General features: G+C 65.6%; 29 protein-coding genes and 1 tRNA gene. 16 read left to right on the forward strand and 14 right to left on the reverse strand.

The window, feature by feature from the left end; genetic code table 11:
- Nucleotides 1–98: 98 nt before the first annotated feature.
- The gene (locus tag QX094_RS26980; protein ID WP_315712041.1) at nt 99–1,736 is read right to left on the reverse strand and encodes an isocitrate lyase; all 1,638 of its coding nucleotides are present in this window, start codon (nt 1,734–1,736) and stop codon (nt 99–101) included.
- A 144-nt stretch (nt 1,737–1,880) separates the two neighbouring features.
- Here QX094_RS26980 and QX094_RS26985 point away from each other — a divergent pair, with 144 nt between their 5' ends.
- The 4 genes from QX094_RS26985 (at nt 1,881) to QX094_RS27000 (ending at nt 5,006) form a co-directional block, all read left to right on the forward strand.
- Nucleotides 1,881–3,356 (forward strand): short-chain fatty acyl-CoA regulator family protein, encoded by a 1,476-nt coding sequence (locus tag QX094_RS26985; protein ID WP_315826916.1) that lies wholly within the window; start codon nt 1,881–1,883, stop codon nt 3,354–3,356.
- Nucleotides 3,357–3,516: 160 nt separating this feature from the next.
- Complete coding sequence (locus tag QX094_RS26990; RefSeq protein WP_315712044.1) at nt 3,517–3,927, forward strand: hypothetical protein; 411 nt, start codon at nt 3,517–3,519, stop codon at nt 3,925–3,927.
- Nucleotides 3,928–4,068: 141 nt separating this feature from the next.
- Nucleotides 4,069–4,482, forward strand: coding sequence for a response regulator (locus QX094_RS26995; protein WP_315712626.1), 414 nt, complete (start codon nt 4,069–4,071; stop codon nt 4,480–4,482).
- Nucleotides 4,483–4,577: 95 nt separating this feature from the next.
- On the forward strand, nt 4,578–5,006 hold the full coding sequence (locus QX094_RS27000) for a group II truncated hemoglobin (RefSeq protein ID WP_315712045.1): 429 nt from the start codon (nt 4,578–4,580) through the stop codon (nt 5,004–5,006).
- Nucleotides 5,007–5,018: 12 nt separating this feature from the next.
- On the opposite strand, the gene QX094_RS27005 is transcribed toward QX094_RS27000, so the two are convergent.
- The 5 genes from QX094_RS27005 to QX094_RS27025 form a co-directional block, all read right to left on the reverse strand.
- A complete protein-coding gene (locus QX094_RS27005; RefSeq protein WP_315712046.1) occupies nt 5,019–5,213 on the reverse strand; it encodes a hypothetical protein in 195 nt (64 codons plus the stop codon).
- Nucleotides 5,214–5,260: 47 nt separating this feature from the next.
- Entirely contained in the window at nt 5,261–5,647 is a 387-nt protein-coding gene (locus QX094_RS27010) for an NUDIX hydrolase (RefSeq protein WP_315712048.1), read from the reverse strand.
- Between the two features lie 152 nt (nt 5,648–5,799).
- Nucleotides 5,800–6,684, reverse strand: a complete 885-nt coding sequence (locus QX094_RS27015; RefSeq protein ID WP_409999247.1) for a hypothetical protein — start codon at nt 6,682–6,684, stop codon at nt 5,800–5,802.
- Nucleotides 6,685–6,963: 279 nt separating this feature from the next.
- Complete coding sequence (locus QX094_RS27020) at nt 6,964–7,134, reverse strand: hypothetical protein (protein ID WP_315751625.1); 171 nt, start codon at nt 7,132–7,134, stop codon at nt 6,964–6,966.
- Between the two features lie 11 nt (nt 7,135–7,145).
- Nucleotides 7,146–7,391: a hypothetical protein gene (locus QX094_RS27025; RefSeq protein ID WP_316188367.1), complete on the reverse strand. Its 246-nt coding sequence runs from the start codon at nt 7,389–7,391 to the stop codon at nt 7,146–7,148.
- A 323-nt stretch (nt 7,392–7,714) separates the two neighbouring features.
- Here QX094_RS27025 and QX094_RS27030 point away from each other — a divergent pair, with 323 nt between their 5' ends.
- Nucleotides 7,715–8,068: a DUF6481 family protein gene (locus QX094_RS27030; RefSeq protein WP_315712052.1), complete on the forward strand. Its 354-nt coding sequence runs from the start codon at nt 7,715–7,717 to the stop codon at nt 8,066–8,068.
- A 119-nt stretch (nt 8,069–8,187) separates the two neighbouring features.
- Here the strand turns inward: QX094_RS27030 and QX094_RS27035 are convergent, their stop codons facing one another.
- Nucleotides 8,188–8,427 (reverse strand): pentapeptide MXKDX repeat protein, encoded by a 240-nt coding sequence (locus QX094_RS27035; RefSeq protein ID WP_315826913.1) that lies wholly within the window; start codon nt 8,425–8,427, stop codon nt 8,188–8,190.
- Between the two features lie 362 nt (nt 8,428–8,789).
- On the opposite strand from QX094_RS27035, the gene dctP reads away from it, so the two are divergent.
- Genes dctP through QX094_RS27050 form a run of 3 tightly spaced genes read left to right on the forward strand, consistent with a single transcriptional unit; the run spans nt 8,790 to nt 11,716 of the window.
- Nucleotides 8,790–9,812, forward strand: coding sequence for a TRAP transporter substrate-binding protein DctP (gene dctP, locus QX094_RS27040; RefSeq protein WP_315712055.1), 1,023 nt, complete (start codon nt 8,790–8,792; stop codon nt 9,810–9,812).
- 3 nt (nt 9,813–9,815) lie between these two features.
- Nucleotides 9,816–10,361 (forward strand): TRAP transporter small permease, encoded by a 546-nt coding sequence (locus tag QX094_RS27045; RefSeq protein ID WP_315751628.1) that lies wholly within the window; start codon nt 9,816–9,818, stop codon nt 10,359–10,361.
- Nucleotides 10,358–11,716, forward strand: a complete 1,359-nt coding sequence (locus tag QX094_RS27050) for a TRAP transporter large permease (RefSeq protein WP_315712058.1) — start codon at nt 10,358–10,360, stop codon at nt 11,714–11,716. The genes QX094_RS27045 and QX094_RS27050 overlap by 4 nt, the downstream gene beginning before the upstream one ends.
- Before the next feature lie 78 nt (nt 11,717–11,794).
- On the opposite strand, the gene QX094_RS27055 is transcribed toward QX094_RS27050, so the two are convergent.
- Genes QX094_RS27055 through QX094_RS27065 form a run of 3 tightly spaced genes read right to left on the reverse strand, consistent with a single transcriptional unit; the run spans nt 11,795 to nt 16,342 of the window.
- A complete protein-coding gene (locus QX094_RS27055; RefSeq protein WP_316188368.1) occupies nt 11,795–12,706 on the reverse strand; it encodes a hydroxymethylglutaryl-CoA lyase in 912 nt (303 codons plus the stop codon).
- 22 nt (nt 12,707–12,728) lie between these two features.
- Nucleotides 12,729–14,732 (reverse strand): acetyl/propionyl/methylcrotonyl-CoA carboxylase subunit alpha, encoded by a 2,004-nt coding sequence (locus QX094_RS27060; RefSeq protein WP_316188369.1) that lies wholly within the window; start codon nt 14,730–14,732, stop codon nt 12,729–12,731.
- Between the two features lie 2 nt (nt 14,733–14,734).
- A complete protein-coding gene (locus tag QX094_RS27065; RefSeq protein ID WP_315712061.1) occupies nt 14,735–16,342 on the reverse strand; it encodes a carboxyl transferase domain-containing protein in 1,608 nt (535 codons plus the stop codon).
- A gap of 327 nt (nt 16,343–16,669) precedes the next feature.
- On the opposite strand from QX094_RS27065, the gene QX094_RS27070 reads away from it, so the two are divergent.
- Together QX094_RS27070 and QX094_RS27075 are read left to right on the forward strand one after the other, a co-directional pair.
- A complete protein-coding gene (locus QX094_RS27070; protein ID WP_316188370.1) occupies nt 16,670–17,314 on the forward strand; it encodes a TetR/AcrR family transcriptional regulator in 645 nt (214 codons plus the stop codon).
- A 13-nt stretch (nt 17,315–17,327) separates the two neighbouring features.
- Nucleotides 17,328–17,816: an Lrp/AsnC family transcriptional regulator gene (locus tag QX094_RS27075; RefSeq protein ID WP_316188444.1), complete on the forward strand. Its 489-nt coding sequence runs from the start codon at nt 17,328–17,330 to the stop codon at nt 17,814–17,816.
- A gap of 24 nt (nt 17,817–17,840) precedes the next feature.
- Here QX094_RS27075 and QX094_RS27080 read toward each other — a convergent pair whose 3' ends face one another.
- Nucleotides 17,841–18,146: an ETC complex I subunit gene (locus tag QX094_RS27080; RefSeq protein ID WP_315751632.1), complete on the reverse strand. Its 306-nt coding sequence runs from the start codon at nt 18,144–18,146 to the stop codon at nt 17,841–17,843.
- Nucleotides 18,147–18,368: 222 nt separating this feature from the next.
- Between QX094_RS27080 and QX094_RS27085 the strand changes: the two genes are divergently transcribed.
- The 5 genes from QX094_RS27085 to QX094_RS27105 all read left to right on the forward strand — a co-directional run bounded on the left by QX094_RS27085 (nt 18,369) and on the right by QX094_RS27105 (nt 23,133).
- A complete protein-coding gene (locus tag QX094_RS27085; RefSeq protein WP_315712065.1) occupies nt 18,369–19,511 on the forward strand; it encodes an OpgC domain-containing protein in 1,143 nt (380 codons plus the stop codon).
- Nucleotides 19,512–19,685: 174 nt separating this feature from the next.
- Nucleotides 19,686–20,090, forward strand: a complete 405-nt coding sequence (locus QX094_RS27090; protein ID WP_315712066.1) for a translational machinery protein — start codon at nt 19,686–19,688, stop codon at nt 20,088–20,090.
- A 42-nt stretch (nt 20,091–20,132) separates the two neighbouring features.
- The gene (locus QX094_RS27095) at nt 20,133–21,212 is read left to right on the forward strand and encodes an efflux RND transporter periplasmic adaptor subunit (RefSeq protein ID WP_316170496.1); all 1,080 of its coding nucleotides are present in this window, start codon (nt 20,133–20,135) and stop codon (nt 21,210–21,212) included.
- A complete protein-coding gene (locus QX094_RS27100) occupies nt 21,209–22,444 on the forward strand; it encodes an ABC transporter permease (RefSeq protein WP_316164799.1) in 1,236 nt (411 codons plus the stop codon). The genes QX094_RS27095 and QX094_RS27100 overlap by 4 nt, the downstream gene beginning before the upstream one ends.
- Nucleotides 22,441–23,133: an ABC transporter ATP-binding protein gene (locus QX094_RS27105; RefSeq protein ID WP_316173686.1), complete on the forward strand. Its 693-nt coding sequence runs from the start codon at nt 22,441–22,443 to the stop codon at nt 23,131–23,133. The genes QX094_RS27100 and QX094_RS27105 overlap by 4 nt, the downstream gene beginning before the upstream one ends.
- 324 nt (nt 23,134–23,457) lie before the next feature.
- Here the strand turns inward: QX094_RS27105 and QX094_RS27110 are convergent.
- From QX094_RS27110 to QX094_RS27120, 3 genes are all read right to left on the reverse strand, one after another.
- A tRNA-Pro gene (locus QX094_RS27110) sits at nt 23,458–23,534 on the reverse strand.
- 162 nt (nt 23,535–23,696) lie between these two features.
- Complete coding sequence (locus QX094_RS27115; protein ID WP_315712071.1) at nt 23,697–24,350, reverse strand: cold-shock protein; 654 nt, start codon at nt 24,348–24,350, stop codon at nt 23,697–23,699.
- Nucleotides 24,351–24,550: 200 nt separating this feature from the next.
- On the reverse strand, nt 24,551–25,312 hold the full coding sequence (locus QX094_RS27120; protein ID WP_316173688.1) for an SIR2 family NAD-dependent protein deacylase: 762 nt from the start codon (nt 25,310–25,312) through the stop codon (nt 24,551–24,553).
- Nucleotides 25,313–25,679: 367 nt separating this feature from the next.
- Between QX094_RS27120 and QX094_RS27125 the strand changes: the two genes are divergently transcribed.
- Complete coding sequence (locus QX094_RS27125) at nt 25,680–25,844, forward strand: hypothetical protein (RefSeq protein WP_315712073.1); 165 nt, start codon at nt 25,680–25,682, stop codon at nt 25,842–25,844.
- The last annotated feature ends 61 nt before the right edge of the window (nt 25,845–25,905 follow it).

A 25,905-nucleotide genomic window follows, 5' to 3' on the forward strand; every position in this document is an offset into this window, starting at 1 on the left:
CGCACTCCGCCGTTAGGCGTACCATCAAAAAGCGAGACCCGCCTGAAGCCATTGGCTCCAGACGGGTCTCATCAGTTCAGCAGTTCACCCGGCAGAGATCAGCCGAACTGGTTCATCGTGTTGTGCGCGCCGCCGGCCTTCAGGGCCTTCTCGCCAGCAAAGTACTCCTTGTGGTCGTCGCCGATGTCGGAGCCGGCCATGTTCTGGTGCTTGACGCAGGCGATGCCCTGGCGGATCTCGGCGCGCTGGACGTTCTTGACGTAGCCCAGCATGCCCTGCTCGCCGAAGTACTCGCGGGCGAGGTTGTCGGTCGAGAGCGCGGCCGTGTGGTAGGTCGGCAGCGTGATCAGGTGGTGGAAGATGCCGGCGCGCTTGGCCGAATCCGCCTGGAAGGTGCGGATGCGCTCGTCGGCTTCCTTCGCCAGCGGGGTGTCGTCGTACTCCGCCTTCATCAGCTCGGCGCGGTTGTACTTGCTGACGTCCTGGCCCGCCTCCTTCATCGCGTCATAGACCTGCCAACGGAAGTTGAGGGTCCAGTTGAACGACGGCGAGTTGTTGTAGGCCAGCTTGGCGTTCGGGATCACCTTGCGGATGCGGTCGACCATCTTGGCGATCTGCTCGATATGCGGCTTCTCGGTCTCGATCCACAACAGGTCGGCGCCGTTCTGCAGCGAGGTGATGCAGTCGAGCACGCAACGGTCCTCACCGGTGCCGGGACGGAACTGGTAGAGGTTGGAGGGCAGCCGCTTCGGACGCAGCATCTTGCCATCGCGGCTGATGATGACGTCACCGTTGCGGGCGTTCTCGGGCGTGACCTCCTCGCAGTCGAGGAAGCTGTTGTACTGGTCGCCGAGATCGCCGGGCTGGCTCGAGAAGGCGATCTGCTGGGTCAGGCCGGCGCCGAGCGAGTCGGTGCGGGTGACGATGATGCCGTCCTCGACGCCGAGCTCCAGGAAGGCGTGGCGGCAGGCGCGGATCTTGGCCAGGAACACGTCATGCGGCACGGTGACCTTGCCGTCCTGATGGCCGCACTGCTTCTCGTCCGAGACCTGGTTCTCGATCTGCAGCGCGCAGGCGCCCGCCTCGATCATCTTCTTGGCGAGCAGATACGTCGCCTCGGCATTGCCGAAGCCGGCGTCGATGTCGGCGATCACAGGGACGACGTGGGTCTGGAAGCCGTCGATCTTGGCGATGATCTCGGTCTCCTTCGCCTTGTCGCCGGCCTTGCGGGCCGCGTCGAGGCTGCGGAACAGGTCATTGAGCTCGCGCGAGTCGGCTTGGCGCAGGAAGGTGTAGAGCTCCTCGATCAGCGCGGGCACCGAGGTCTTCTCGTGCATCGACTGGTCCGGCAGCGGGCCGAACTCGGAGCGCAGCGCCGCGATCATCCAGCCCGAGAGATAGAGGTAGCGGCGGTCGGTCTTGCCGAAATGCTTCTTGATCGAGATCAGCTTCTGCTGCGCGATGAAGCCATGCCAGCAGCCCAGCGACTGGGTGTACTTGGTGCTATCATTGTCATAGGCGGCCATGTCGGCGCGCATCACGGCCGCGGTGTAGCGGGCGACGTCGAGGCCGGTCCTGAAGCGGTTCTGCAGGCGCATGCGCGCCACGGCTTCGGCGGTGACGCCGTTCCAGGTCGGGTTGGTCTCGAGCAGCGCACGCGCCGCCTCGACCTCGGCCTGGTAGGACGAGGGGCCCTGGAGAGCCTGGTCGTTCAGTCCACGCGGTTGAAAGTTCATGTCCGTGATCCCTTGGTTAAGGACAACCTGGGACCTGTTGTAAGCACCCGGCGCCGGCGGACCAGACATTGCGCGGAAAGCTTGTCACACTTTACAAACTTCTCGTGTATAGCTGTAAGGAGATTACAAGACCGGAATTTGGCCATGACCACCGCCACGGCACGATCGATCTTCATGGGCCCGCGCCTGCGCCGGCTCCGGCGCGAGCTCGGCCTGACCCAGGCCGACATGGCCGCGGACCTCGAAATCTCAGCGCCTTACGTGGCGCTCTTGGAGCGGAACCAGAGGCCGGTGACGGCCGACATGCTGCTGCGGCTGGCGCGGACCTACAAGATCGACCTCGCCGATCTCGCCGGCGACGGCGGGGCCGACCACACCGCGCGGATGCAGTCGGTCCTCAAGGACCCGATGTTCTCCGACATCGACATCCCCGCGCTGGAGATCTCCGATCTCGCCGTCAGCTATCCCGGCATGACCGAGGCGTTCCTGCGCCTCTACACGGCGTATCGCGAGGAGCAGCTCGCGCTGGCCGAGCAGCGCGCTCCGGTGCCGGCCGGCAGCGCGCCCCGCGTTGGCAATGACGGCTTCGACGCCAACGATCCCGTCGCCGATGTCCGCCGCTTCCTCGCCGCCCGCCGCAACAACTTTGCCCAGCTCGACGATGCCGCCGAGCGGCTGGCGCAGGCCATCTTCCAGGGGGCGCCGACGGGGGCTCCGCAGGTCTCCGCCGGGCCGGCCGGCTTCATCGAGCGCTTTCGCGCCCGGCATAATCTCCAGGTCCGCTACATGCCGCCGAACGTGATGCTCGGCTCGCTCAGGCGGCTCGACCTGCACCGCCGGCAATTGCTGATCGAGGACTCGCTGGACAGCGCGAGCCTGAAATTCGAGCTCGCCCGGCAGCTCGCTTATCTCGAGCTCGACACCGAAATCGGCGCGGCGCTCGAGGATGGCAAGTTCGCCAGCAAGACCGCCGAGCTGCTGGCGCGCCGCGCGCTCGCGGCCTACGCGGCGGCTGCGATCATCATGCCCTATTCGATCTTCGCCAAAGCCGTCGATGCCAGGGCCTACGATCTCGAGGCGCTGGCGCGGCAGTTCGGCACCAGCTTCGAGCAGACAGCGCATCGCGTCACCACCCTGCAGAAGCCGGGCGCGGAACGGATCCCGTTCTTCCTGATCCGCGTCGATCCCGCCGGCAACGTGTCGAAGCTGCTCGACGGCGCCGGCTTCCCGTTCGCCCGCCATGGCGGCGCCTGCCCGCTGTGGTCGGTGCACGGCATCTTCAAGACGCCGCGCCAGATCGTGACGCAATGGCTGGAGCTGCCCGACGGCCGCCGCTTCTTCTCGATCGCCCGCACGGTGACCGCCGGCGGTGGCTCCTACGGCGCCGTCCGCGTCGAGCGGGCGATTGCGGTCGGCTGCGCCGCCGAGCATGCGGGGCAGCTGATCTATACCCGCGACGGCCACGGGCCTGATGCCGACGCGCCGACCCCGATCGGCGTCGCCTGCCGGGTCTGCCACCGGCCGAAATGCGCGGCACGCTCCGCGCCGCCGATCGGGCGCGAGATCCTGCCGGACGATTTCCGGACGTCGTCGGTTCCGTTCGGGTTTTCGGCGGATTGAGCAGGGGATGGTCGTGGAACCAGGAACTGGTCGGTATGCCTGGCCGCGGGCGATAATCCATCGAATCGGGCTGCAAATCGTCCCGGGACGCCTGGGCCCTTGACGGAACAGCCATAAACCGGACAAAGATTGCGCCAAAATGTCGCGGCGGAGGTTGGCCATGAGATACGTCGACGGCGTTGTGATGTTCCTCAGCCTGTGGCTGCTGGCATCGATGGTTCTGGACGCCGTGACGCCGCCCGAGCTGAACTTCTACATGATCGGCCCGATCATTGCGCCGGCCGCGATCATCACCGGCTTCCTGTACTGGCTCCGCATCCCCTCCCGCGACTTCGTGCTGGCGTCCGCAGCCATCTGGATGGTCTGCGAGATGACGATGGAGATGGTCACCCCCAAGCCGCTGTCGCCGCTGCTGGCGGTGGCCGCCGTCGCGCCGCTGCTGGTGGCCGGCATCCTCCTGCACGTCCAGCACTGGCGCCAATCGCGCGGCCGCTTGCCACCGCCCGCTTCGACGCCGACGACCAATCTGCCAGGCTCCTCCAACGCGATGTCGAGCCGGCGGCCGTTCTGAGCCGCGCGACGCCGCGGCAATGGCGGATAGCGTGCAGATTTTCCGTTGTTCTACGGGATCGAATGTTTACGAGGAAATCAGAAACCCCCTCTTAAGTTCCGCGGGTCCATCTGTAGCCGACACACCAGCCGCGCGGGGACCATGCTGAACGAACTTCTCGTGATCGAAGATGCCGACGTTCATCTGTCGATCCTGCGCAAGATCGCCGTGCAGGCAGGCTTTGCGACGACCGGCGTGAACTCGGTCGACGGCGCGATGAGCGTGCTTCGCCGGCGCAATTTCGAATGCATCACGCTCGACCTGAATCTCGGCGAGCGCTCCGGCACCGAGGTGTTGCAGCTGTTGGCGGACATCAAATCCCGCACCCCGGTGCTGATCATCAGCGGCTCCGACGATCAGACCCGCGACGTCACGGTCCGCGCCGGCAAGATCCTCGGCCTGAATGTCTATCCGCCGTTCTCCAAGCCGGTCGATCTCGCTTTGCTCCGACAGACGCTGCGCCAGATCGCCGCCGACACCGACCGGCAGCGCCTCGTCAAAGCCAGCATCCGCTAGCCCGAACGCACGCTCGTTTTCCCGCTTGATCCAGATCAAGGCGCCATACCTCTGCCGCTTGTTGGCTGCAGAGGGGCGAGCGGAAATGAGATGCGATGACGGCAGCGAATTCGGCCAGCGAAGCAGAAGCAGTGGTGAACGAGGCGACGCCCTATGAGCTCGTCGGCGGCGAAGCCGGCGTGCGCCGTCTGGCGGAGCGCTTTTACACCATCATGGACCAGGAGCCCGGCGCCAGTCGCATCCGCGCGATGCACGACGCCGATCTCGGTCCGATCAAGCAGTTGCTGTTCGAATTTCTCAGTGGATGGCTGGGCGGGCCAGCGCTTTATTTCGAGCGGGCCGAACATCGCTGCATCATGTCCGCGCACCGTCCGTATCCGATCGGCGACGCCGAGCGCGACGAGTGGATGACATGCATGCGCCGCGCGATGTTCGATTGCGACATCACCGGCGACATGTATGCGTTGCTGGATCAAGCGTTCCTGCGGATGGCGAACGCGTTCCGGAGCCGCAAGGCGAGCTGACAGGAACGCCCGTCAGCCCGACTTGGTGGCGGCCTCCCGCGCCAGACGCTCGGCCCTGAGCCGCTCGCGGTTGGCGTAAAAGGCCCGCTGGGCCGCCTCGTGATCGCGCATGGCCTGCTCGGCATCAGCCCTGCGGGTGGCGTCACGCGCCCGACGCTCTTCCGGCGTGAGGACGCGAGGCTGTCTGTCTGTGCTATCGTAAGGCATGGGCAGATAACGCCCAAGCGGCCGGGATGTTCCCAGCATACGATGGTTCAGTCCGACTTTCGTGGAAACAGCTGGTCGCGGATGTAGCGCGACGTCGGCGTCAGGCTGAGTCCGTAGGGCTTTTGCCACACCGCGCGGTCGATCTCCTTCTTGTCTCCGATCTCCAGGCGCCCTTTGGCATGCTTGGCGATGAAGATGGCGTCGCTCATCTTGCGACCCGAGCGCTTGTTCTTGGCGGTGACTTCCTTCCATAGCCGCAGCCGGCCGAGCTTGAGCTTGGGAAGCTCCTCCTTGATTTCGCGCTTCAGGCAGTCCTTCGCCGTCTCCTGCGCGCGTTTGCGGCCACCCGGAAACATCCAGCGCCCGTCGGCCCGGCGCCGGACCAGGAGAACCCTTCCGCCCTTGGCGGCAACCAGCTTGGACGCCTTGGTCATGGCCCCGGAGCTCTCACCTCTCGAACAGTGACGAACAATGAAGTGGAGTCTATCAAGATTCGCTCCAACTCCCGCTCCGGAGCTTTGCGGAGATTCGGCCAGAGCTCCGCAGCGGCCAACCAAGCTCACTGCAGCGCGACCGTCGGCAGCGCTCAGTAGCAGGAGCGCGGATCGACCGCCACATACTCTCCCGACGGATATCGATAGTAGCAATCGCCCTGCGATAGATAGTAGCCTGGTCGCGCCGCAGCCGTAGCGCCGGCGATCGCGCCGGTGGCACCACCAAGCACGGCGCCCGCCGCGGCACCGCCCGCCTTGCCGGTGAGGATACCGCCGAGCACCCCGCCGATGATCGCGCCCCCGAGCGCGCTGGCGCCCGGATCGACTTCGGCCGGAGGCGGCGCCGGCTCGTAGGCAACCGGCGGGGGCGCCTCGTAGGCCGCCGACGGCGCATAGACCACATCGTCAGCATAGTCCTCCGACACGTAGGTCGGCGGCCCTTCCATGGGCTCGGGATAATAGTACCAGACGCCGCCGACGTCCCACCACCAGCCCGGGCGGCCGTTGTGAACCTCGTGCCGCCATCGGCCACCCTCCCAGCCGACCCGGCCGCGATAAGACTGCCCACCATAGTCGCGCACCGCGACCCGGCCGTGCGCATAACGCGCATCCGGTCCCCGCCCGGCCATCGCCGGACCAGGGCCCGGGCCGTGGCCCGCTGCGAAGCCCTGACCGGCTCCCGGCGGACGTCCCTGAGGGCCAACGGCAGCCCGCGGCGGTGCGCCCGGCTGTGCTCCCTGCGGCTGGCCGGCCATGGGGCCGGCTTGCCGCGGGATCTGGACATGGGGCTGGCCGGCCGGTTGCCCACCCTGGGTCGGCGCTTGGCGAATGACACCCGGCGGGCGGGCCTGGGGCGAATGCCCGGCGCCAGGACCAGCCTGGTCCTGGGTTTGCGCCCAGGCTTGGGCGGGGATCACGACCGCGGTCAGGATCGCGATCGCGGGCAGCCACCGTGTGCTCTGGTTGGACAACGTCATTCTCCCCTACCCTTGATCGCCCGCCGTCTGCGCTGGTTGCCGCGCACGCGGGGTGTGATGCGGATTGATGATCCCGGATCGCCGGCTTCGGCGTGGATGGTCCGGACACACCATAGTTTGCGCGACAAACGGGTAAAATCCCGACGATTTTGCGGCCAAGTCAACCTGCTGCCGTCAACCTGCTGCCGTCAGGTTAACCGAGACGCCGGCTGATTCGCCGCTCCGATCATGCAAACTCGCCGGCGCGGCCTTGCCGATCCGGTACGGGCAGATCGGCGGTCACCGGTCGGGCACGATCACATTGCAGTTGGTTCGTCCCGACATCAGGCAGTCCTGCATCCGGCTTGCGGAGGTCAGGCTGCGGGCCAGCCACAAGCCGAAGGCCACGACGAGCGCCGCGAACACGAGTGCCGCCACGGCGCCACGTCTATCCGGCCCCTGCGTACTCATCGCCGGTGCGCCTAGGCGGCACGCAGGCCAGCGGCCTCACCGTGCGGTTGCTGCTGCTGGCGCGATGCCGGCAAGATCGATTCGATCCGGGTACAGCTCGTCACCCAGAACAGCTGCCCGCATTCCCATTCGGAACCCAGCACACCGGCCGAAACGGGCCTCGGGCGGGCGAGGACCGCCGTCATCACGCATGCGCTGACCACGAGAGCGACGAGCGCGAGGCCGAGCGCCATGCGCCCGCGGCGAACAGAGGTCATGCCGGTCAACTCCGTTGGATGTCGCACCCGGGCGGTGCGCTGGTGCCCGCGAGGCGTGAAGCGACTCACGGCCGGCCGACCTGCGTCAGCGACGGGGATGGTTACATAGCCTCCGGCGAGCGCCATGCAAGCGCCAGGCAGGACGGATGCGGAGGAGCGGCGATAAAGCATTTGTCATCGACGCATGCGATCCTATACACACGGGCTCGCGTCGGCCTCCGCTCGTGTTCACGATCTCGTGGAAGAATTGCCTGGCGGCGCGTGCAGCCCCTGACCGACCACACCCTGATCGAACACCCAAATAGCGAAGTGACGACGTCTCCATGAGAGGATTCAAGGAACCTGGATTTGCCGATCGGCAGAAGGCCGCGCAGCAGGCCCGCCAGAGCATCGTGCAGAAGTTCAAATCGCAGCCGGGACCGGACGATCCCGAAGTCGTGAAGCGACGGCAGGAGCGCGAGGCCGCCGCCGCCCGCCGCGAGCAGCAGCGATTGGAGCGCGAGGCCGCCAAGGCTGAGCAGCAGCGTCTCGAGGAAGAGGCCAAGGCCGCCGAGAGTGCCCGGCTTGCGCGCGAGGCGGAAGAAGAAGCCGCCCGCTTGGCCGAGATGGAAGCCGAGCAGAAGGCGAAGCGTGATGCGCGCTACGCCGCGCGCAAGGCCCGTGGAAAGAAGAAGTAAGCAGCGACGCCGCCGCCACCAGACCTGCGTGTCGTCGCGTCCGGCATCGCGCGACTCCTCAATTCATCGGCGATGGGACTGATACGGTCGTCCCATCGCACGATGCCGTGCGAGACGAGCTAGTTCTTCTTCATCATGCCGTCGTCCTTCTTCATCCCGTCCTTGGACATGGCATCGTCCTTCTTCATGGCGTCTTTCGCCATCGAGTCCTTCTTCATGCCGTCGTGGGACATCGCGCCCTTTTTCATCCCATCGTCCTTGCTCATCTTGTCTTCCGCGAAGGCCGCCGGCGCGACGGCCACGTTGAACGCGAGGGCGGCAGCGGAGATACTGAGGATGAGGCGGCTACGATTGGTCATGATGATCGCTCCTTCGTATGACGGGGTTCGACGGCGACGGACGCGCCGTTCTTGGATATCGACGTTCCGATGAAGGCGATTGTTACGAGCGCGGGCGAGAATTTTGTTCGATCAAATTTGACTCGAATGCGTCCCGTTCCGGAATCGAGGACACAATTTTGCCCGGCAAGATCATGTTAGTACAACCGCGCAAGGGATTCACAGGCCGGTACGTGCGCCGCAGCAATATGTCGCTTCCCATGCATTTGGCCTCGAACGAACTGTCTAGTTCGGCTAGAGGTAAGCTCGACAGATTGGCTGGTATAAGTCACGCCAACGAACCGGGTCGGGAACCCAACCAGAAGTTGTTCAGGGGAAATCTCATGCTCACACGCCGTCATGTCATCGCATCCGCGCTCGCTGCGCCGGCCATGCTGCGTTTTGGAACCGGTACGGCCCACGCAGCAACGACGCTGAAGATCTCTCACCAGTTTCCCGGCGGCACCATCGACAAGGGCGATTTCCGCGACCGGCTCTGCCGGGTGTTCTCCGAGGAGGTTGCGAAGCGCTCCGGCGGCGAGATCGCGACCGAGATCTATCCCAACTCCTCGCTCATCAAGACCGTCGCGCAGTTCTCGGCCATGCGGAAGGGCGCGCTCGACATCAGCCTCTATCCGATGCCTTACGCCGGCGGCGAAGTGCCTGAGACCAACATCGCGCTGATGCCGGGTCTGGTCACGACCTACGACCAGGGCATGCGCTGGAAGAATGAGCCGGTCGGCAAGACGCTGAGCGATTTTCTGGCCGACAAGGGCATCATCCTGCTGACCTGGGTCTGGCAGGCGGGCGGCGTTGCCAGCCGATCGCGGCCGCTGGTGACGCCGGAGGACGCCAAGGGCATGAAGGTGCGCGGCGGCTCGCGCGAGATGGACATGGTGCTGCAGACCGCCGGCGCCTCGGTGCTGTCGGTGCCATCGAACGAAATCTACACCGCGATGCAGACCGGCGCCTGCGATGCCGGCATCACCTCGTCGACCAGCCTGATCTCGTTCCGCCTGGAGGAAGTGTCGAAGGCCCTGACCTCCGGCGCCAAGGCGTCGTACTGGTTCATGCTCGAGCCGCTGATGATGTCCAAGGCCTCGTTCGACAAGTTGCCGAAGAACCAGCAGGACATCCTCCTCGCGGTCGGCGCGGAGATGGAGGCGTTCGGGCGCAAGGGCGCGCAGGACGACGACATCGAAGTTGCCAAGGTCTACGAAAAGGCGGGCGCGAAGGTTGTGGAGCTCGATGTCCAGACCGTCAATAAATGGCGCGACATTGCCCGTGACACGGCCTGGAAGGACTATGGCGGCAAGTCTGCGAACTGCGCCAAGCTCCTCAAGCTCGCTTCCGACGTCGCGGCCTGATTGATGCACGCGCCCGTTATCGATACCGAGGCCACGACAGCCATCGGCGCCAGCGGTCCGCTGGCGCCGCTCCAGCGTGTTGTCTCGCTGCTCAATCGCATCATCGTGGTTCTGGCCGCGTTCGCACTGGTCGCGGCCTGCCTCATCCTGAGCTACAGCGTGGCGGGCCGTGCACTGTTCAAGGCCGCCAACTACTGGCAGGACGAAGCCGCCGTGTTCTTGCTCGTCGGCGCCACCTTCATGACTGCGGCCTATGTGCAGGAGCATCGCGGCCACGTCAGCATCGAAGCCTTCGTTGGGCTGATGTCGCCGCTCGCCAACAAGATCAGGCTCTGGCTGGTCGACGTCGCGAGCTTTTTGTTTTGTGCCTTCTTCACTTGGAAATCCTGGACCCTGACACATGAGGCCTGGGTCGATGGTCAGGTCTCGAATTCGATGTGGTCGCCGCCGCTGGCGATTCCTTACGGCCTGATGGCCGCCGGGATGACCCTGCTGTGCCTGCAGATGCTGCTGCAGATCGTGGCTCCGCTGACCGGAGCGCGTCGATGAGCGTGTTCGGAATTGGGGTTGCCTACGGACTCTCGACCCTGTTTGCGATGTTCGCGGGCATGCCGATCGCGTTCGCGCTCGGCGCCGTGGCCGTCGTGTTCATGGCCATCTACATGCCTGCCGCGTCGCTCGATACGGTCACGCAGAACGTCTACGAGGAAATGGCGTCGATCACGCTGCTATCGATCCCGCTGTTCATCCTCAAGGGTGCGGCGATCGGCCGCTCCCGCGCAGGCCAGGACCTCTACTCGGCGCTGCATGCGTGGCTGCATCGCGTGCCCGGCGGATTGGGCGTCGCCAACGTGTTCGCCTGCGCGCTGTTCGCGGCGATGGCGGGATCATCCCCCGCGACCTGCTCGGCGATCGGCTCGGCCGGAATTCCCGAGATGCGCAAGCGCGGCTATTCCGGGGGCTTCGCCGCCGGTATCATCGCGGCCGGCGGCACGCTCGGCATTCTGCTGCCGCCCTCGATTACGATGATCCTGTTCGCGATCGCGGCGGAGAAATCGCTGGGACGGCTGTTCCTGGCCGGTATCGGCCCCGGGCTGCTGCTGGTGACCCTGTTCGGCGTCTATTCGGTGGTGCGCTTCCGGCAGGAATATGCGCGCGCGAAAGCCGTCTATGAGAAATCGGGCGCGTGGTCGGACATCCTGACCAAGGACGATTTTACGATGGCGCAGCGCTTCTCCGTGCTGCCACGCGTGATTCCGTTCGTGCTGCTGCTGACCGGCGTCATGGTCGCGCTCTATGGCGGCCTCGCCACGCCATCGGAAACAGCCGGTCTCGGTGGCATCCTCGCGCTCGTGCTGATCGCGATCATCTACCGCGTCTGGAGCCCGGCCGATCTCGCGCCCATCATGAAGGCGACGCTGCGCGAATCGACCATGCTGATGCTGATCATCGGCATGTCGCTGCTGTACTCCTACGTGATGAGCTACCTGCACATCTCGCAGTCGGTTGCGGAGTCCATCGTGGCGATGCACCTGCCGCGCTGGGAACTGTTGTTCGCGATCCTGCTGATGGTGGTCGTGCTCGGCTTCTTCCTGCCGCCGGTATCGATCATCCTGATGACTGCCCCGATCATCCTCCCGCCTCTGCGGGCAGCAAACTTCGACATCATCTGGTTCGGCGTGGTGATGACGATCGTGATGGAGATGGGCCTGATTCACCCGCCGGTGGGTCTGAACATCTTCGTCATCAGGAACGTCGCGCCGGACATCCCGCTGCGCGAGGTGATCTGGGGCACGCTGCCGTTCGTCCTGCTGATGATGGCCGCCGTGCTGCTGCTCTGCTTCGTGCCGCAGATCTCGACGGCGCTGCCGGATCTCGTGATGGGGCCGGATCTCAGCCGCTGACACGCGGCGAATGGCGAATAGGGAGTGGCGAATAGGGAATACGGCGAGTCTGCCTTTCCCTACTCGCTATTCGCCCCTTCAGCCATTTGCTGCTCGCATGTTCTTCGCGTTCAGCGCCGCTGCAACACGGCTGACGGGTGGCCGACCGAGCAGCCGGCTCATGTCGTTGGTGGCGGCCAGCAGTTTCGTCATGTCGACGCCGGTGCGGATGCCCATGCCTTCGAGCATGTAGACGACGTCCTCGGTCGCGACGTTGCCAGTCGCGCCCGGCGCGAACGGGCAGCCGCCGAGGCCGCCGGCCGCGGCATCGATGACGCGGACGCCCTCCTCCATGCCCGCATAGAGATTGGCCAGCGCCTGGCCGTAGGTGTCGTGGAAATGCATCGCCAGATGCGTCACCGGCACGTCGTCGCAGACGGCGCGCAGCATCTGCTTTGCCTTGAGCGGCGTCCCGACACCGATCGTGTCACCCAGCGAGACCTCGTAGCAGCCCAGATCCCACAGCGCCTTGGCCACGCCGGCTACTGCCTGCGGCTTGATCTCGCCCTCATACGGGCAGCCCAGCGCGCAGGAGACGTAGCCGCGCACCCTGATGCCGTCGGTCCTGGCGTGGGCGATCACCGGCTTGAAGCGCTCCAGCGACTCCGCGATCGAACAGTTGATGTTGGCGCGGGAGAAGCTCTCGGAGGCCGCAGTGAACACGGAAATCACCTTGGCGCCGGCAGCGCGCGCGGCCTCATAGCCCTTCACGTTGGGCACCAGCACATGGAATTCGCCGGGCAGCGCAGCCACACTGCGCATGACCTCGTCCGAGCCCACCATCTGCGGGATCGCCTTGGGCGAGACGAAGGCGCCGACCTCGACCGTGGTCAGGCCCGCCGCGACCAGCGCGCGGATGAAGGCGATGCGATCGGCGACGCTGATCGACATCTTCTCGTTCTGCAGGCCGTCCCGCGGGCCCATTTCGATGATGCGCACGCTCTCGCTCATGCCGACCTCTTCGGTTCGAGGATCAGGCGGACGGTTCGAGGTCCGCCAGTTCGACGCCTTCCTGCACGATGTCGCCGACCTTGCACTTGATCGCCTTGAGCCGGCCTGCGAACGGCGCTCGCAGGGTCTGCTCCATCTTCATGACTTCGAGCGTCAGGATCGCCGCACCCTTCTCCAGGACGGCGCCTTCCTGCGCAAGCAGCGCCACGACGGTCCCCGGCAACGGCGCCACGATCTTGTCCTCGCCGGCCTGCTCCTCGTCGTCACCGCCGAACGGATCGATCCAATGCAGATCGAAACGGCCGTTGCGGGTCCGCAGGTACAGCTCATGGCCCTCGATGACGGCCACCACATGGGATTTGACGCCGTCGCACACAAGGTCGAAGCCGCCGTCATCAGTCGGAAGTGCCGAGAACGAGGTCTCACGGCCCTCGATCGACAGGCGCTGCACGCTGGGACCATAGGCCAGCGTGGCGGTCCGCGGTTCATTCGCCGCGCTTTGGCGGAACGAGAACACGCGCTGCCGCAGTCCCACCGGCATCCAACCGGATGCGCGCCACGGCGAGCCTTGCTCCTTGGCCGCGGTCTGCTCGCCGATGAGAATGGCCGCGACGGCGGCACTGAGCTCGAGGTCGCCGGCCACCGCCCCCGACTGGGTCAGATGTGTCAGATGGCGCTCGATGAAACCGGTGTCGATCGCGTTGGCCACGACGTCGGGATGCGTTAGCAGCGACGACAGGAACGGGATGTTGCTGACGATGCCTCGGACGTCGGTGTCCTCAAGGCCGCGGTTGAGCCGCTCGATCGCAACCTCGCGGGTCGGCGCCCAGGCGATCATCTTGGCGAGCATCGCATCGTAATAGGGCGAGACCACATCGCTCTCGCGATAGCCGGCATCGATGCGCAGGCCGCCGGTTTCAGCGGGAAGCCGCCAGGTCTTGATCGTGCCGACTGAGGGCATGAAATTCTTGGCGGGATTCTCCGCGTACACGCGTGCCTCGATGGCATGGCCATGCAAGCGGATCTGGTCCTGCGTCAGCGGCAGCGCTTCGCCGAAGGCGACGCGCAACTGCCATTCGACGAGATCGACGCCGGTGATCAACTCGGTGACGGGATGCTCGACCTGCAGGCGCGTGTTCATCTCTATGAAGAACACGTCGCGGCCGTCGGAGACGAACTCGATGGTGCCCGCCCCGACATAGTTGACCGCGCCGGCCGCGCGACGCGCCGCGGCGCAGACCGTCTCCCGCTGCTCCGGCGTCAGCGTCGGCGACGGCGCCTCCTCGATCACCTTCTGGTGCCGACGCTGCAAGGTGCATTCGCGCTCGAACAGCGACACCAGATTGCCGTGGCTGTCGCCGATGATCTGCACCTCGATGTGGCGCGGGTTCTGGACGAATTTCTCGATCAGCACACGATCGTCGCCGAACGCCGCCTTGGCTTCGCGCTTGGCGCTGGTGACGGCATCAGCGAGATCGCCGGCTGCATTGACCACGCGCATGCCGCGGCCGCCGCCACCGGCGGAGGCCTTGATCAGAACGGGAAAGCCGATCCGCGCGGCTTCATTGGCGAGCGTCGCCTCGTCCTGCGCCTCGCCGTGATAGCCGGGCACCAGCGGCACGCCGGCCTGCTCCATCAGGAATTTGGAGCCGGACTTGGAACCCATCGCGGTGATCATCGCGGCCGTCGGCCCGACGAACACCAGGCCCGCGTCGAGACAGGTCTGCGCGAATTCGGCGCTCTCGGACAGGAAGCCATAGCCGGGATGAACCGCCTCGGCGCCTGTCTGCCTCGCAGCCTCGATCAAGCGCTCGATGTTGAGATAGGAATCGCGGGCGCGTGCGGGGCCGAGCAGCACCGCCTCGTCGGCGAGCGCGACATGCAGCGCGTTTCGATCCGCCTCGGAGTAGACCGCGACGGTCTTCAATCCCATCGCGCGTGCCGTGCGGATGACGCGCACGGCGATCTCGCCGCGGTTGGCGATCAGGAGCTTGCGAAAACGACGATACAATCCGGGACGAGCCATGATCACATCCTGAACAGGCCGAATTTGGTCGGCTCGACCGGGGCATTGGCGGCGGCAGACAATCCGAGCCCGAGCACAAGGCGGGTATCGGCGGGATCGATCACGCCGTCGTCCCACAGCCGCGCCGTCGCGTAGTAGGGATTGCCCTGGGCCTCGTATTGCGCACGGATGGGGCTGCGGAATTTCTCTTCCTCTTCCGCAGGCCAGCTCTCGCCCTTGGCCTCGATGCCGTCGCGGCGGACCTGGCTCAGCACCATCGCGGCCTGCTCGCCGCCCATCACCGAGATGCGCGCGTTCGGCCACATCCAGAGGAAACGCGGCGCATAGGCGCGGCCGCACATGCCGTAATTGCCGGCGCCGTAGGAGCCGCCGATCACCACGGTGAACTTGGGAACCGACGCGGTCGCGACCGCAGTCACCAGCTTGGCGCCGTCGCGGGCGATGCCGCCGGCCTCGTATTTCTTGCCGACCATGAAGCCGGTGATGTTCTGCAGGAACACCAGCGGAATGTTGCGCTGGCAGCACAGTTCGATGAAATGCGCACCCTTCAGCGAGCTCTCGCTGAACAGGATGCCGTTGTTGGCGATGATGCCGACCGGATGGCCCCAGATGTGGGCGAAGCCGCACACCAGCGTCTGGCCGTAGAGCTTCTTGAACTCGTCGAACTCCGAGCCGTCGACCACCCGCGCGATGATGTCGCGCACGTCGAACGGCTTGCGGCCGTCGACCGGCACGACGCCGTAGATCTCTTCCGCCGCATAGCGCGGCTCGCGCACCTCGCGCATATTCAGCGCGCTGCGCGCGCCCGGCGGCTTCAGCGTGCCGACGATGCGACGCGCGATGCCGATCGCATGGGCGTCGTTCTGTGCGTAGTGATCGGTGACGCCCGACTGGCGTGAATGCACGTCGGCACCGCCCAGTTCCTCGGCCGTGACGACCTCGCCGGTCGCCGCCTTCACCAGCGGCGGGCCGCCAAGAAAAATCGTGCCCTGATTGCGCACGATGATGCTCTCGTCCGACATCGCCGGCACATAGGCGCCGCCGGCGGTGCACGAGCCCATCACGATCGCGATCTGCGGGATGCCTTGCGCCGACATCTGCGCCTGATTGTAGAAGATGCGGCCGAAATGCCGCTCGTCCGGGAAGATCTCGTCCTGCAGCGGCAGGAACGCGCCCCCGGAATCGACCATGTAGACGCAGGGAAGGTTGTTCTGCCGCGCAATGTCCTGGGCGCGCAGGTGCTTCTTCACCGTCATCGGGTAGTAGGTGCCGCCCTTGATGGTGGCGTCGTTGGCGACGACGACGCATTCGCGGCCGGCAATGCGGCCGATGCCGGTGACGATGCTCGCCGAATGGACGTCGCCGCCATAGAGCCCGTGCGCGGCTAATGGCGACAGCTCCAGGAACGCCGTTCCAGGGTCGAGCAGCAGGTCCACACGCTGACGCGCCAGCATCTTGCCGCGCGACAGGTGCCGCTTGCGCGAGGCCTCGCCGCCGCCCTCGGCGACCTGCCCCAGCTTCGTCCTGAGGTCGGCGACCAGCGCGCGCATGGCGTCGGCATTACGGGCGAAATCGGAGGACGATGGATCGATCGTGGAGTGAAGCGTCATGACCGGCGTCTTCGTTGCGAGGCTGGAGGGGGAAGCCGTGGGAGCACGCGTCAGAGCGGTCGCGGCCGTTCAGGCCGCTGAGAGCCCGGGTGTACCATCTTTGCCCGCATGCTGTCCTCCCTGCCCGTCGGCGGCCCGGTCTGCGGCCGTCCGTCCTTCTCGAATTAAACAATCATACGTTTTTAAATTCTATTCTCAAGCGGATTGTTGTAGGGTCCGGGGTGAGCAGCATTTGCTTGAGACCACGGAATTTTCAGACTTCACTACGGGGCCCCTCCCGAGGTGGATCCGCCGCGATCGGCACCGGGACGGTCCAGCGAGGACGAGATGGCGCGCACGATCGGGTCACATGGTCCGACGACGATGGAGGCGATCCGCAAGGCCGGCCTGCGGCTGATCTTCCAGCACGGCTATGAGGCCATGAGCCTCCGCCAGCTCGCCGCCGAGGTCGGCATCCAGCCAGGCTCGCTCTACAATCACATCAGCACCAAGCAGGAGCTGCTGGCGGAGCTGATCCAGGACCACATCAACAACCTCCTGCGCGAGCTCGACCAAGCGCTGCGCGGCACCCATGGCCCCGTCGAACGCCTGCGGGCGTTCGTCGCCTTCCACGTCAGCTATCACATGACCCGGAAGCGCGAGGTCTTTATCGCCAATTCGGAGCTGCGCAGCCTCGATCCCCGTAACTATGAGGCGGTTGTGGGCTTGCGCGGCGCCTATGAGCGCCGGCTGGCCGACATCCTCGGCGACGGTGTGGCGCAAGGCGTGTTCGACGTCGACGACATCCAGGTCGCGACCTTTGCCATCATCGCGCTCCTGACCGGGCTGTGCAGCTGGTACCGTCCTGGCGGCCGGCTCACCAGGGAGGCGATCATCGCGGCCCACGAGAAGCTCGTGCTCTCGGGCGTCATGCCGCGCACCGCTGGGCCTGATCAGGCTGGCGGTGGCCGGCCTGATCACCCGACCGGCTGAACGGGCCGCGCCGATGGCTGGCAGCCCGGAGCTCGACGCGATCGATCGCAGGATCCTGGCGGAGCTCCAGGCCGATGGCCGGATCCGCATGAACGAGCTCGCCGACCGGGTGGGGATCTCGCATCCGAACTGCCTGCGCCGGGTGCGGACGCTGCGCAGCAGCGGCGTGATCAAGTCCATCCGCGCCAGCGTCGATGAACGGTCGCTGGGCTATGAGGTGGTCGCGTTCGTGTCGATTCAGCTCGACAGCCAGCACCAGACGGCGCTGGCCTCGTTCGAGGCCGCGATCGTGACGTTGCCCTGGGTCCAGCAATGCTGGCGGCTGTCGGGAGATGCGGATTTTCTGCTGAAATGCGTGTCGACCGGGGTCGAAGGCATGAGCCGCCAGCTCCGCCAGTTCGCCGCCCTGCCCGGCGTCCGGGCCATCAGGAGCTTCCCGGTGCTCGGCCTGTCCAAGGACGCGCCGCTGCCCATCCCCGGCGGGCCGCCTCAAACAGGGTGAACGGACGACGGCCGGGCCGGCCCCTCAATGCGTCCAGGGCTCGCCGCGGCGGAACGAGAAATTGTCGGCATAGGCGATCTGCCGCTTCACCGGCTCCTTCGGCTCGATCACCTGATAGGGAATGCCCTTGCGCTCGCAATAGGCGATCGCCTCGTCCTTGGTGTCGAAGCGCAAGGTGACCTGCTGCTTCATGTCCGAGGAGGACGTCCAGCCCATCAGCGGCTCGACCGAACGCGGCTGCTCCGGCTCATAATCCAACTGCCAGTCCCGGGTCTTGGCCTTGCCCGATTGCATCGCGTTCTTGGCGGGCTTGAAAATGCGTGCGGTCATGGCTGGAAGAGCCCCTGGAAGCTGCGTCGTCATGCGTTTGGCGGAAACGGCCGGGATGGGGTACAGGCAAGCGTCGGCACGGAACGGTGATTCCCATCCTGGACATGACCGTCTATCGTGCCCCGTATAGTCATTCTGCCGTCCCGTGACAATCTCGGTCGACTGCCACGGCGCCTCTGCTCCCCGAACGCTTTCCATTCAAAACAGTGCGTTGAAGCGGCCATGAAAATCAATGCCACGCTGCCCGAGCGAGGGCGCGACCTTCGGCTCGACCTGTTTCGCGGAATCGCCAACTGGGCGATCTTTCTCGATCACATCCCGGACAACGTGGTGAACTGGATCACCACGCGGAATTACGGCTTCAGCGACGCCGCCGACCTGTTCGTGTTCATCTCCGGCTATACCGCCTCGTTCGTCTATGCGCGCATGATGATCGACCGCGGCTTCATCGTCGGCGCCACCCGGCTGTTCAAGCGGGTGTGGCAGCTCTACGTCGCCCACATCGTGCTGTTCGTGATTTATATCGTGGCCATCAGCTATCTGGCGACGCGGTTCGGCGTCTCCGAGATCATCGACGAGTTCAACGTCGCAGGCCTGGTCGACCACGCCAGCGATACGCTGGCCCAAGGACTGATCCTGAAGTTCAAGCCGGTCAATCTCGACGTGCTGCCGCTCTACATCGTGCTGATGGGCTTCTTCCCGCCGGTGCTGTGGATGATGCTGCGCCAGCCCGACCTGACCATGATCGCCTCGATCGTGCTTTGGCTCGTGGCGCGACAGATGGGCTGGAATTTCGCGGCCTATCCGGCGGGCACCTGGTACTTCAATCCGTATTGCTGGCAGGTGCTGTTCGTGTTCGGCTCGTGGTGCGCGCTCGGCGGCGCCCGCCGCTCGATGGGCATCATCATGGCGCCGGCCACGCTGTATTTCTGCATCGCCTATATGGTGCTCGCCCTGGTCATGACGATGGCCGGCCGCTTCCCCGAGCTCGGATCGATGTTTCCGAACTGGCTCTATTCGGCCTTCAATCCCAACGACAAGACCAATCTCGCGCCGTACCGCTTCCTGCATTTCGTGGTGATCGTCATTTTGGTCATCCGGTTCGTGCCGAAGGAATGGCCGGGCCTGGAGTGGAAGGCGTTCGATCCCCTCATCGTCTGCGGCCAACAGTCGCTGGCGGTGTTCTGCGTCGGCGTGTTCCTGTCCTTCATCGGCCACTTCACCCTGATGCTGAGCTCAGGTTCGCTGCTGGCGCAGATCCTCGTCAGCGCGGCGGGCATCGCGATCATGACCACCGTGGCCTACTACATCTCCTGGTCGAAGCGGCAGGACAAGCCGCTGCCGAAGCCGCCTGCGCCGAAGTAAACCCCGCGCATCATGGGCGCGGGGGGTGGTCCCCGCGTCCGTTGACCTGCATCAAGCCGGCCACGATCGGGCTCGCTAAGGTTTGCTTCACAACGGGTGCCGCCTTCGGCGGCGCGCGTTCCATGGCGAACGCGCAAGGCCGCCACGCGGCGATTTGCTGACAAGGACCAGAATATGCCCACCCATTTCCATGCCGTCGTGTGGCTCGATCACAGCGAGGCCAAGGTGTTCCATATCGGACTGACCGGTGCCGACGAGTTGACGCTGCATCCACACCTGCAGACCAAGCACCTGCACCACAAGGCCAACGAGATCGGCAGCGGCCACGCGGCGCCCGACAAGAATTTCCTCGAGGAGGTCGCGCACGCGCTCGATGACGCCGGCGAGATCCTGATCATCGGCCCGGCCGGCGCCAAGACCGAGCTTGCCAAGTACCTGCACGAGAAGCATCCTGCGGTCGGAAAGCGCATCGTCGGCGTCGAAGCTGCCGATCACCCGACCGATCGCCAGATCGTCGCCTATGCCAAACAGCACTTCAAGATGGCTCCGCCCCGCGTGGCGACGGGTACTGCCGGCTAAGTATAGCCTTTCTCCCGTCGCAGGGTCCGTTCGATCATGGACATGCTGACGCCGGACCGATCCAACGCCATTGCTGCCCCGCCGGCCGTCGATCGCGGCCGGCGTCGTTTTCCGTGGCGCGGCCTGCTCTCGATCATCCTGCTGTTCGGCGCGCTGGCCGGGCTTGCCACATGGTGGGTGCGTGGACCGCTGATCGCGACCGCCCGCATCACCCGCGGCACGGCGGCCGAGATCGTGTATGCGACCGGCGCGGTGGAGCCTGAGACGTGGTCGCGGAGCACGCCCCTGGTCCGCGGCCGCATCGTCGAGCGCTGCCGCTGCGAGGGCAAGCTGGTCAAGGCCGGCGACGTGCTGGCGCGGCTCGACGACAAGGAGGCGCTGGCCACCTTGAACGATCTGCGCGCACAGGAGGAATTCCAGCGCCACGAGTTCGAGCGGCAGTCGCAGTTGCTGGCCCGCGGCGCGGCCACATCGCAAGCGTACCAGCGCTCCGAAAGCGATCTCGCCCGCATCCGCGCCCAGATCGCGGCCCAGACCCAGCGCCTCGACTACTTCAAGCTGGTGGCGCCGATGGACGGCGTCGTCCTCAAGGAGGACGGCGAGGTCGGCGACATGGTCGATCCCGGCACCATCCTCTACCGCGTCGGCCTGGAGAAGCCGCTCTGGGTCGTCGCCGACGTCAACGAGGAGGACATCCCCCGTGTCCAGGTCGGGCAGAAGGCGCTGCTACGCGCCGATGCGTTCGGCAACCAGGCCCTGCCCGGGACGGTGAAGCAGATCACGCCGGCGGGTGATCCCGTGGCCAAGACGTTCCGAGTGCGGATCGGCTTGCCCGACAACACGCCGCTGCGCGTCGGCATGAGCGTCGAGGCCAACATCGTCAGCCGCGAGACGGGCGACACGCTGCTCGCGCCGGCCAATGCCGTCGTCAACAACAGCCTCATGGTGATCGATGGCGGCCGTGTGCACCGGCGCGCGGTGCGGATCGGCATCCGCGGCTCCGCGGCGGTCGAGATCCTCGACGGCGCCCGCGAGGGCGAGCTGGTCGCGGCGCCGGCGACGGCCGACATCAAGGACGGCGAGCGGATTCGCGTGATCGAGCCCGAGACGTCCGTGCCATGAGCCTCGTCCTGACCATCGCCTGGACCCATGTGCGCCATCGCGCCCGCCAGACGCTGGTCGCGATCGCCGGCGTGATGACCGGCGTGGCGTTTTCGGTGATGATGGCGGCAATGATGGAGGGCTCCCAGGACGACTTCATCCGCACGCTGGTCGACGCGCTGCCGCACATTTCGATCACCGACGAGCTGCGCCAGCCGACCCGCCAGCCGGCCGACCAGGTCTATGCGGCGGCCGAATATCATCGATTGACCCCGAATGTCCGCCGCCCCGGCATCAAGAACCCGATGGCCACCATCGCCTCGCTGCAGGGCTGGGTGCCGGGCGCGCTGACGGCGTCGGTGCAGTCCAAGGCCGTGCTGCGCTTCGCCGGCCGCAACCTGACGGTCGCAATCATCGGCATCGATCCGCGCACTGAAGGCCAAGTCTCGACGCTGGCGAGCCACATGCGGCAGGGCAATCTCAATTCGCTGTACCGGTCCTCGCACGCGATCCTGCTCGGCGACCGGCTCGCGGCCAAGATCGGCGCGCGGGTGAACTCCAACATCACGCTCGCCTCGGCCCAGGGCATCAGCATGAACGCGACCGTCGTCGGCATCTTCCATTCCGGCTTCCGCGGCACCGACGAGACCACCGGCTACGTGCTGCTGCGCACCGCGCAGATCCTGGAGCGCCAGACTGGGATCATCAACGAGATCCGCGTCCGCACCAACGATCCGATGCAGGCGCGCCTGATCAGCGAGCGCATCGGCGAGCAGACCGGCTACAAGGCGGTCTCCTGGCAGGAGGCGCAGGAGGACCTGCTGGCGGCGATCACGCTGCGCAACGTGCTGATGTACACCATCGTCGGCGCCATCCTGCTGGTCGCGAGCTTCGGCACCTACAACATCATCTCGACCATCACCCACGAGAAGACCCGCGACATCGCCATCCTCAAGTCGCTCGGCTTCCGCGACCGCACGGTCCGCACCATCTTCATCGTCGAGGCGCTGTTCATCGGCCTGACCGGTGCCGCCCTAGGCTGGGCGCTCGGCTACCTGCTTACCCGCGGGCTGGCCTCGCTCGAGTTCAAGACGCCGTTCTCCGACTACAATCATCTGCCCGTGCTGTATTCGCTGAAGCACTATCTGCTGGCCGGCGCGGTCGCGCTGATCTCCAGCGCGGTCGCCGGCTACTTTCCGGCCCGCGCCGCGGCGCGGTTGCATCCGGTCGACATCATCCGGGGGGCGACGTGAGCCCGCCCCTGATCGAGGCGCGGCAAGTGACGAAGGTGCTGCCTGGCGAGGTGCCGGTGACGCTGGTCGCCAACATCGATCTCGTAATCCATCCGCGCGAGCTCATCGCCATCACCGGACCGTCGGGCTCGGGCAAATCCTCCCTGCTCTACCTGCTTGGCCTGCTCGACCTGCCGAGCCAGGGCGACGTGCTGATCGACGGCCGCTCGACGACCGGCATGAGCGAGGATGAGCGCGCCGAGGTGCGACTGTCGCGGCTCGGCTTCGTCTTCCAGTTTCATTTCCTGCTGCCGGAATTCTCGATCACCGAGAACGTCGCGCTGCCGATGCGCGCGCTGGCACGGCTGTCGCCCCGCGCCATCACCCAGCGCGCCGAGGAGCTGCTGGAGTCGCTTGGGCTGGCCGAGCATCTGCGCAAGACGCCGGACAAATTGTCGGGCGGCCAGCGCCAGCGCGTGGCGGTGGCGCGCGCGCTCGCCAACGATCCGCCGGTGATCCTCGCCGACGAGCCGACCGGCAGCCTCGACACCGCCGCGACCGCGCAGGTGTTCGGCATCCTGCGCGATCTGGTCACGCTGCGCGGCAAGACCGTCGTCGCGGTTACGCACGATCTCAACCTCGCCGCTCAGATGCAACGGCGCGTGCACATCATCGACGGCCGGCTGGCGCAGGGCGAGCTGGCGCGCTGATCCGCCCCCGGCGACCTCGGCACGGCCGACGCGCGAACTGCCTCCTGCGCCTGATTTGATTTAGCGCAAAGACGCGAGATTTCGATTCAGAGGATGCTGACGACCAGCGGATGTTCCTTCCCCGGATTCACCCGCACACTTCGGATGCTCCCGGGTTTTGCCGCTGCGGGAGCATCCGAATTTTTTTGGCCCAGCCGCGCTCGCGGTCGCTCGTGCCGATTGACGGCTGGCGGCCTGGCCGAAATCCTTCTCGCTATCGTGAGCGTCGAGCCGGAGTTCGCACCAGCAATTGGCCTCACCTGGGAAGCCGCGCCGCTGCGGAGATGGTCGGGGCAGCTGGATTCGAACCAACGACCTGCAGTACCCAAAACTGCCGCGCTACCAGGCTGCGCTATACCCCGATGGTCTCGAAGGACGATTGTCCTCGAGGACCCGTCACTACACGGTCGCGGCCTCCGCAGCAAGACTGCGGCCCGTCCGTGAAGATGGAGCCGGCATGAAAAACGGCCCCAGGAAACGCCGTTCCGGGGCCGTCAAATGCGGTGGTCGCAGGAAACATCCGCTCAGTGCGAGGACAATGCCGGCGAGCCCGTCTCGGGGTGGATCTCGGCCGCCATCATGCCCTTGGAGCCGGGCCCGTAGCGGACCAGCACCCATTGGCCGGGGCGCAGCTCGGTCATACCGTAGCGGCGCAGGGTCTCCATGTGGACGAAGATGTCCGGGCTCCCTTCCCCGCAGGTCACGAAGCCGAAGCCGCGCAGCCGGTTGAACCACTTGACCTGGGCTCGCTCCAGCCCGCTGGTCGGCGTGACCGTCACATGGGTGCGCGGCGGCAGCATCTGCGCCGGATGGATCGCCGTCGACTCGTCCATCGAGACGATGCGGAAGGCCTGGTAGCCCTTGGAGCGCTGCACGCACTCCACCACCAGGCGAGCACCTTCATAGGCGGTCTGGTAGCCGTCGCGCCTGAGCACCGTGACGTGCAGCAGCACGTCCGGCCAGCCATTGTCGGGAACGATGAAACCGTATCCCTTCGAGGCGTCGAACCATTTGATGACACCGCTGATTTCGACGAGGTTCTCGCCAAGACCGGTCATCGCATCGATTGCCGAGTCGCGCGCGACGCCGGTTTGATATTCCGCCCCGAGCCGGGTTGGTGTCGATACACCAACGACCGGCACCCCAAGCTTCTTGGACTCAAATCCGTCCGACCCCATAACCCCGGACCTCACATATGAATTGTGAGCCGCCACCCCTGCAACGGCGCCCTCATACACGTGCTCACCACCTATACCCACGATGAGTCACGCGAATCTCTCGAATCAAAGATAACATTCCCTCGTGCCGCGCATAGATAAAAATCGGTTTCAGTGAGGCATATGAACAGAGATGCCGACAAAAATGCATCAATTTCCGTTCAATTACGGACGAACGATCCGAGTACTTCGCCGATGTCGTGGTGGATAACGAGGTCTGCAACGTCGTCCTGATCGGTCGGTTCCCGGTTGATGATCACGAGTTGCGCGCCAGCCCGCTTTGCCATCAATGGAAAGCCCGCGGCCGGCCACACAACCAGCGATGAGCCGATCGCGACGAACAGATCGCAGTGCTGCGCGAGTTCGCTGGCACGCTGCATTTCATGCTCGGGCATCGACTGACCAAAGGATACCGTCGCGGTCTTCACCGGCTCCGCGCATTCGGGGCAATCCGGCGCGGCACCGTCGGCCTCGAAGCGCTCGCGCACCCAGTTGAGCTCATAGCGCTGCCCGCATCCGATGCATCGCGCGTAGGTGGTGTTGCCGTGCAGCTCGATGACGTGATCCGGGGCGAAACCGGAGTCCTGGTGCAGGTTGTCGATGTTCTGAGTGATGACGGCCGGAATTTTCCCCGCACGGTAGAGCGACGAAAGCGCCAGGTGGCCGCGGCCGGGCCGCGCCGCGGCAAACGTCCCCTGCATCGCGAAGCGCCGCCGCCAAGCCTCGTCCCGCGCCTCCTGGCTGGCGACGAATTCGTCGAAATGGATCGGCCGGTTGCGCGTCCATAGACCGCCGGGAGAACGGAAATCCGGAATGCCCGTCTCGGTCGATATTCCAGCACCGGTGAAGGGGACGATCACCCGCGCCGCAGCGATCATGTCTCCCAGGCGGTTCACCCCGTCGTGCAGATCGGATGCAATCATCAGCGGCGGTCCCGAACCATGAAACCTCGCATCATCATTGTCCTCCCTTCATAGCACGGCAAGCTGGCCCCCGCCTCTGAGCGTGTCCGGCTCGGCTGCGTCGTTGCGCCACTCCGCATCCACCGGAACCGGTCGTGAACGACGCAACTGCAAGCAAAGCGAGTCAGATTGTTTCGTGTCTACCGGAAGACGTTGGCGTTGCTCGCCTTCCGTCCCCAGCAAAACGCGCGAGCCGCCTGCAGCCGGGGCCGACCGTCCGCAATCACGCCCCAATCGGACATCCACATCGCGCCAGCGATTCGCCAGGAAGTTTGTCACGCGTCTCAGGGCGAGGCTCGCCGGATAGCGACCGGAGCAGAGAGGATCCGTGAGGCAGAACGAGACGCAGGACGACCGCCGCGCGAAGGAGCGCGCCGACATCACCGCAAGGATTGCACGGTTCAAGTCGACCCAGGAGAAGTTCGCGCGCGAACGCGAGGAATATGCCCGCTTGGCGTGGAAGAAGGCGCAGCGCGGCGAGGCCGCGGAATAGCAGGGATGAAAGAAGAGCCCGGAGGCTTTCGCCATCCGGGCTCGCCTTGTCACGACTGGCG

Source organism: Bradyrhizobium sp. SZCCHNS1050 (assembly GCF_032484785.1).
GTDB lineage: Bacteria > Pseudomonadota > Alphaproteobacteria > Rhizobiales > Xanthobacteraceae > Bradyrhizobium.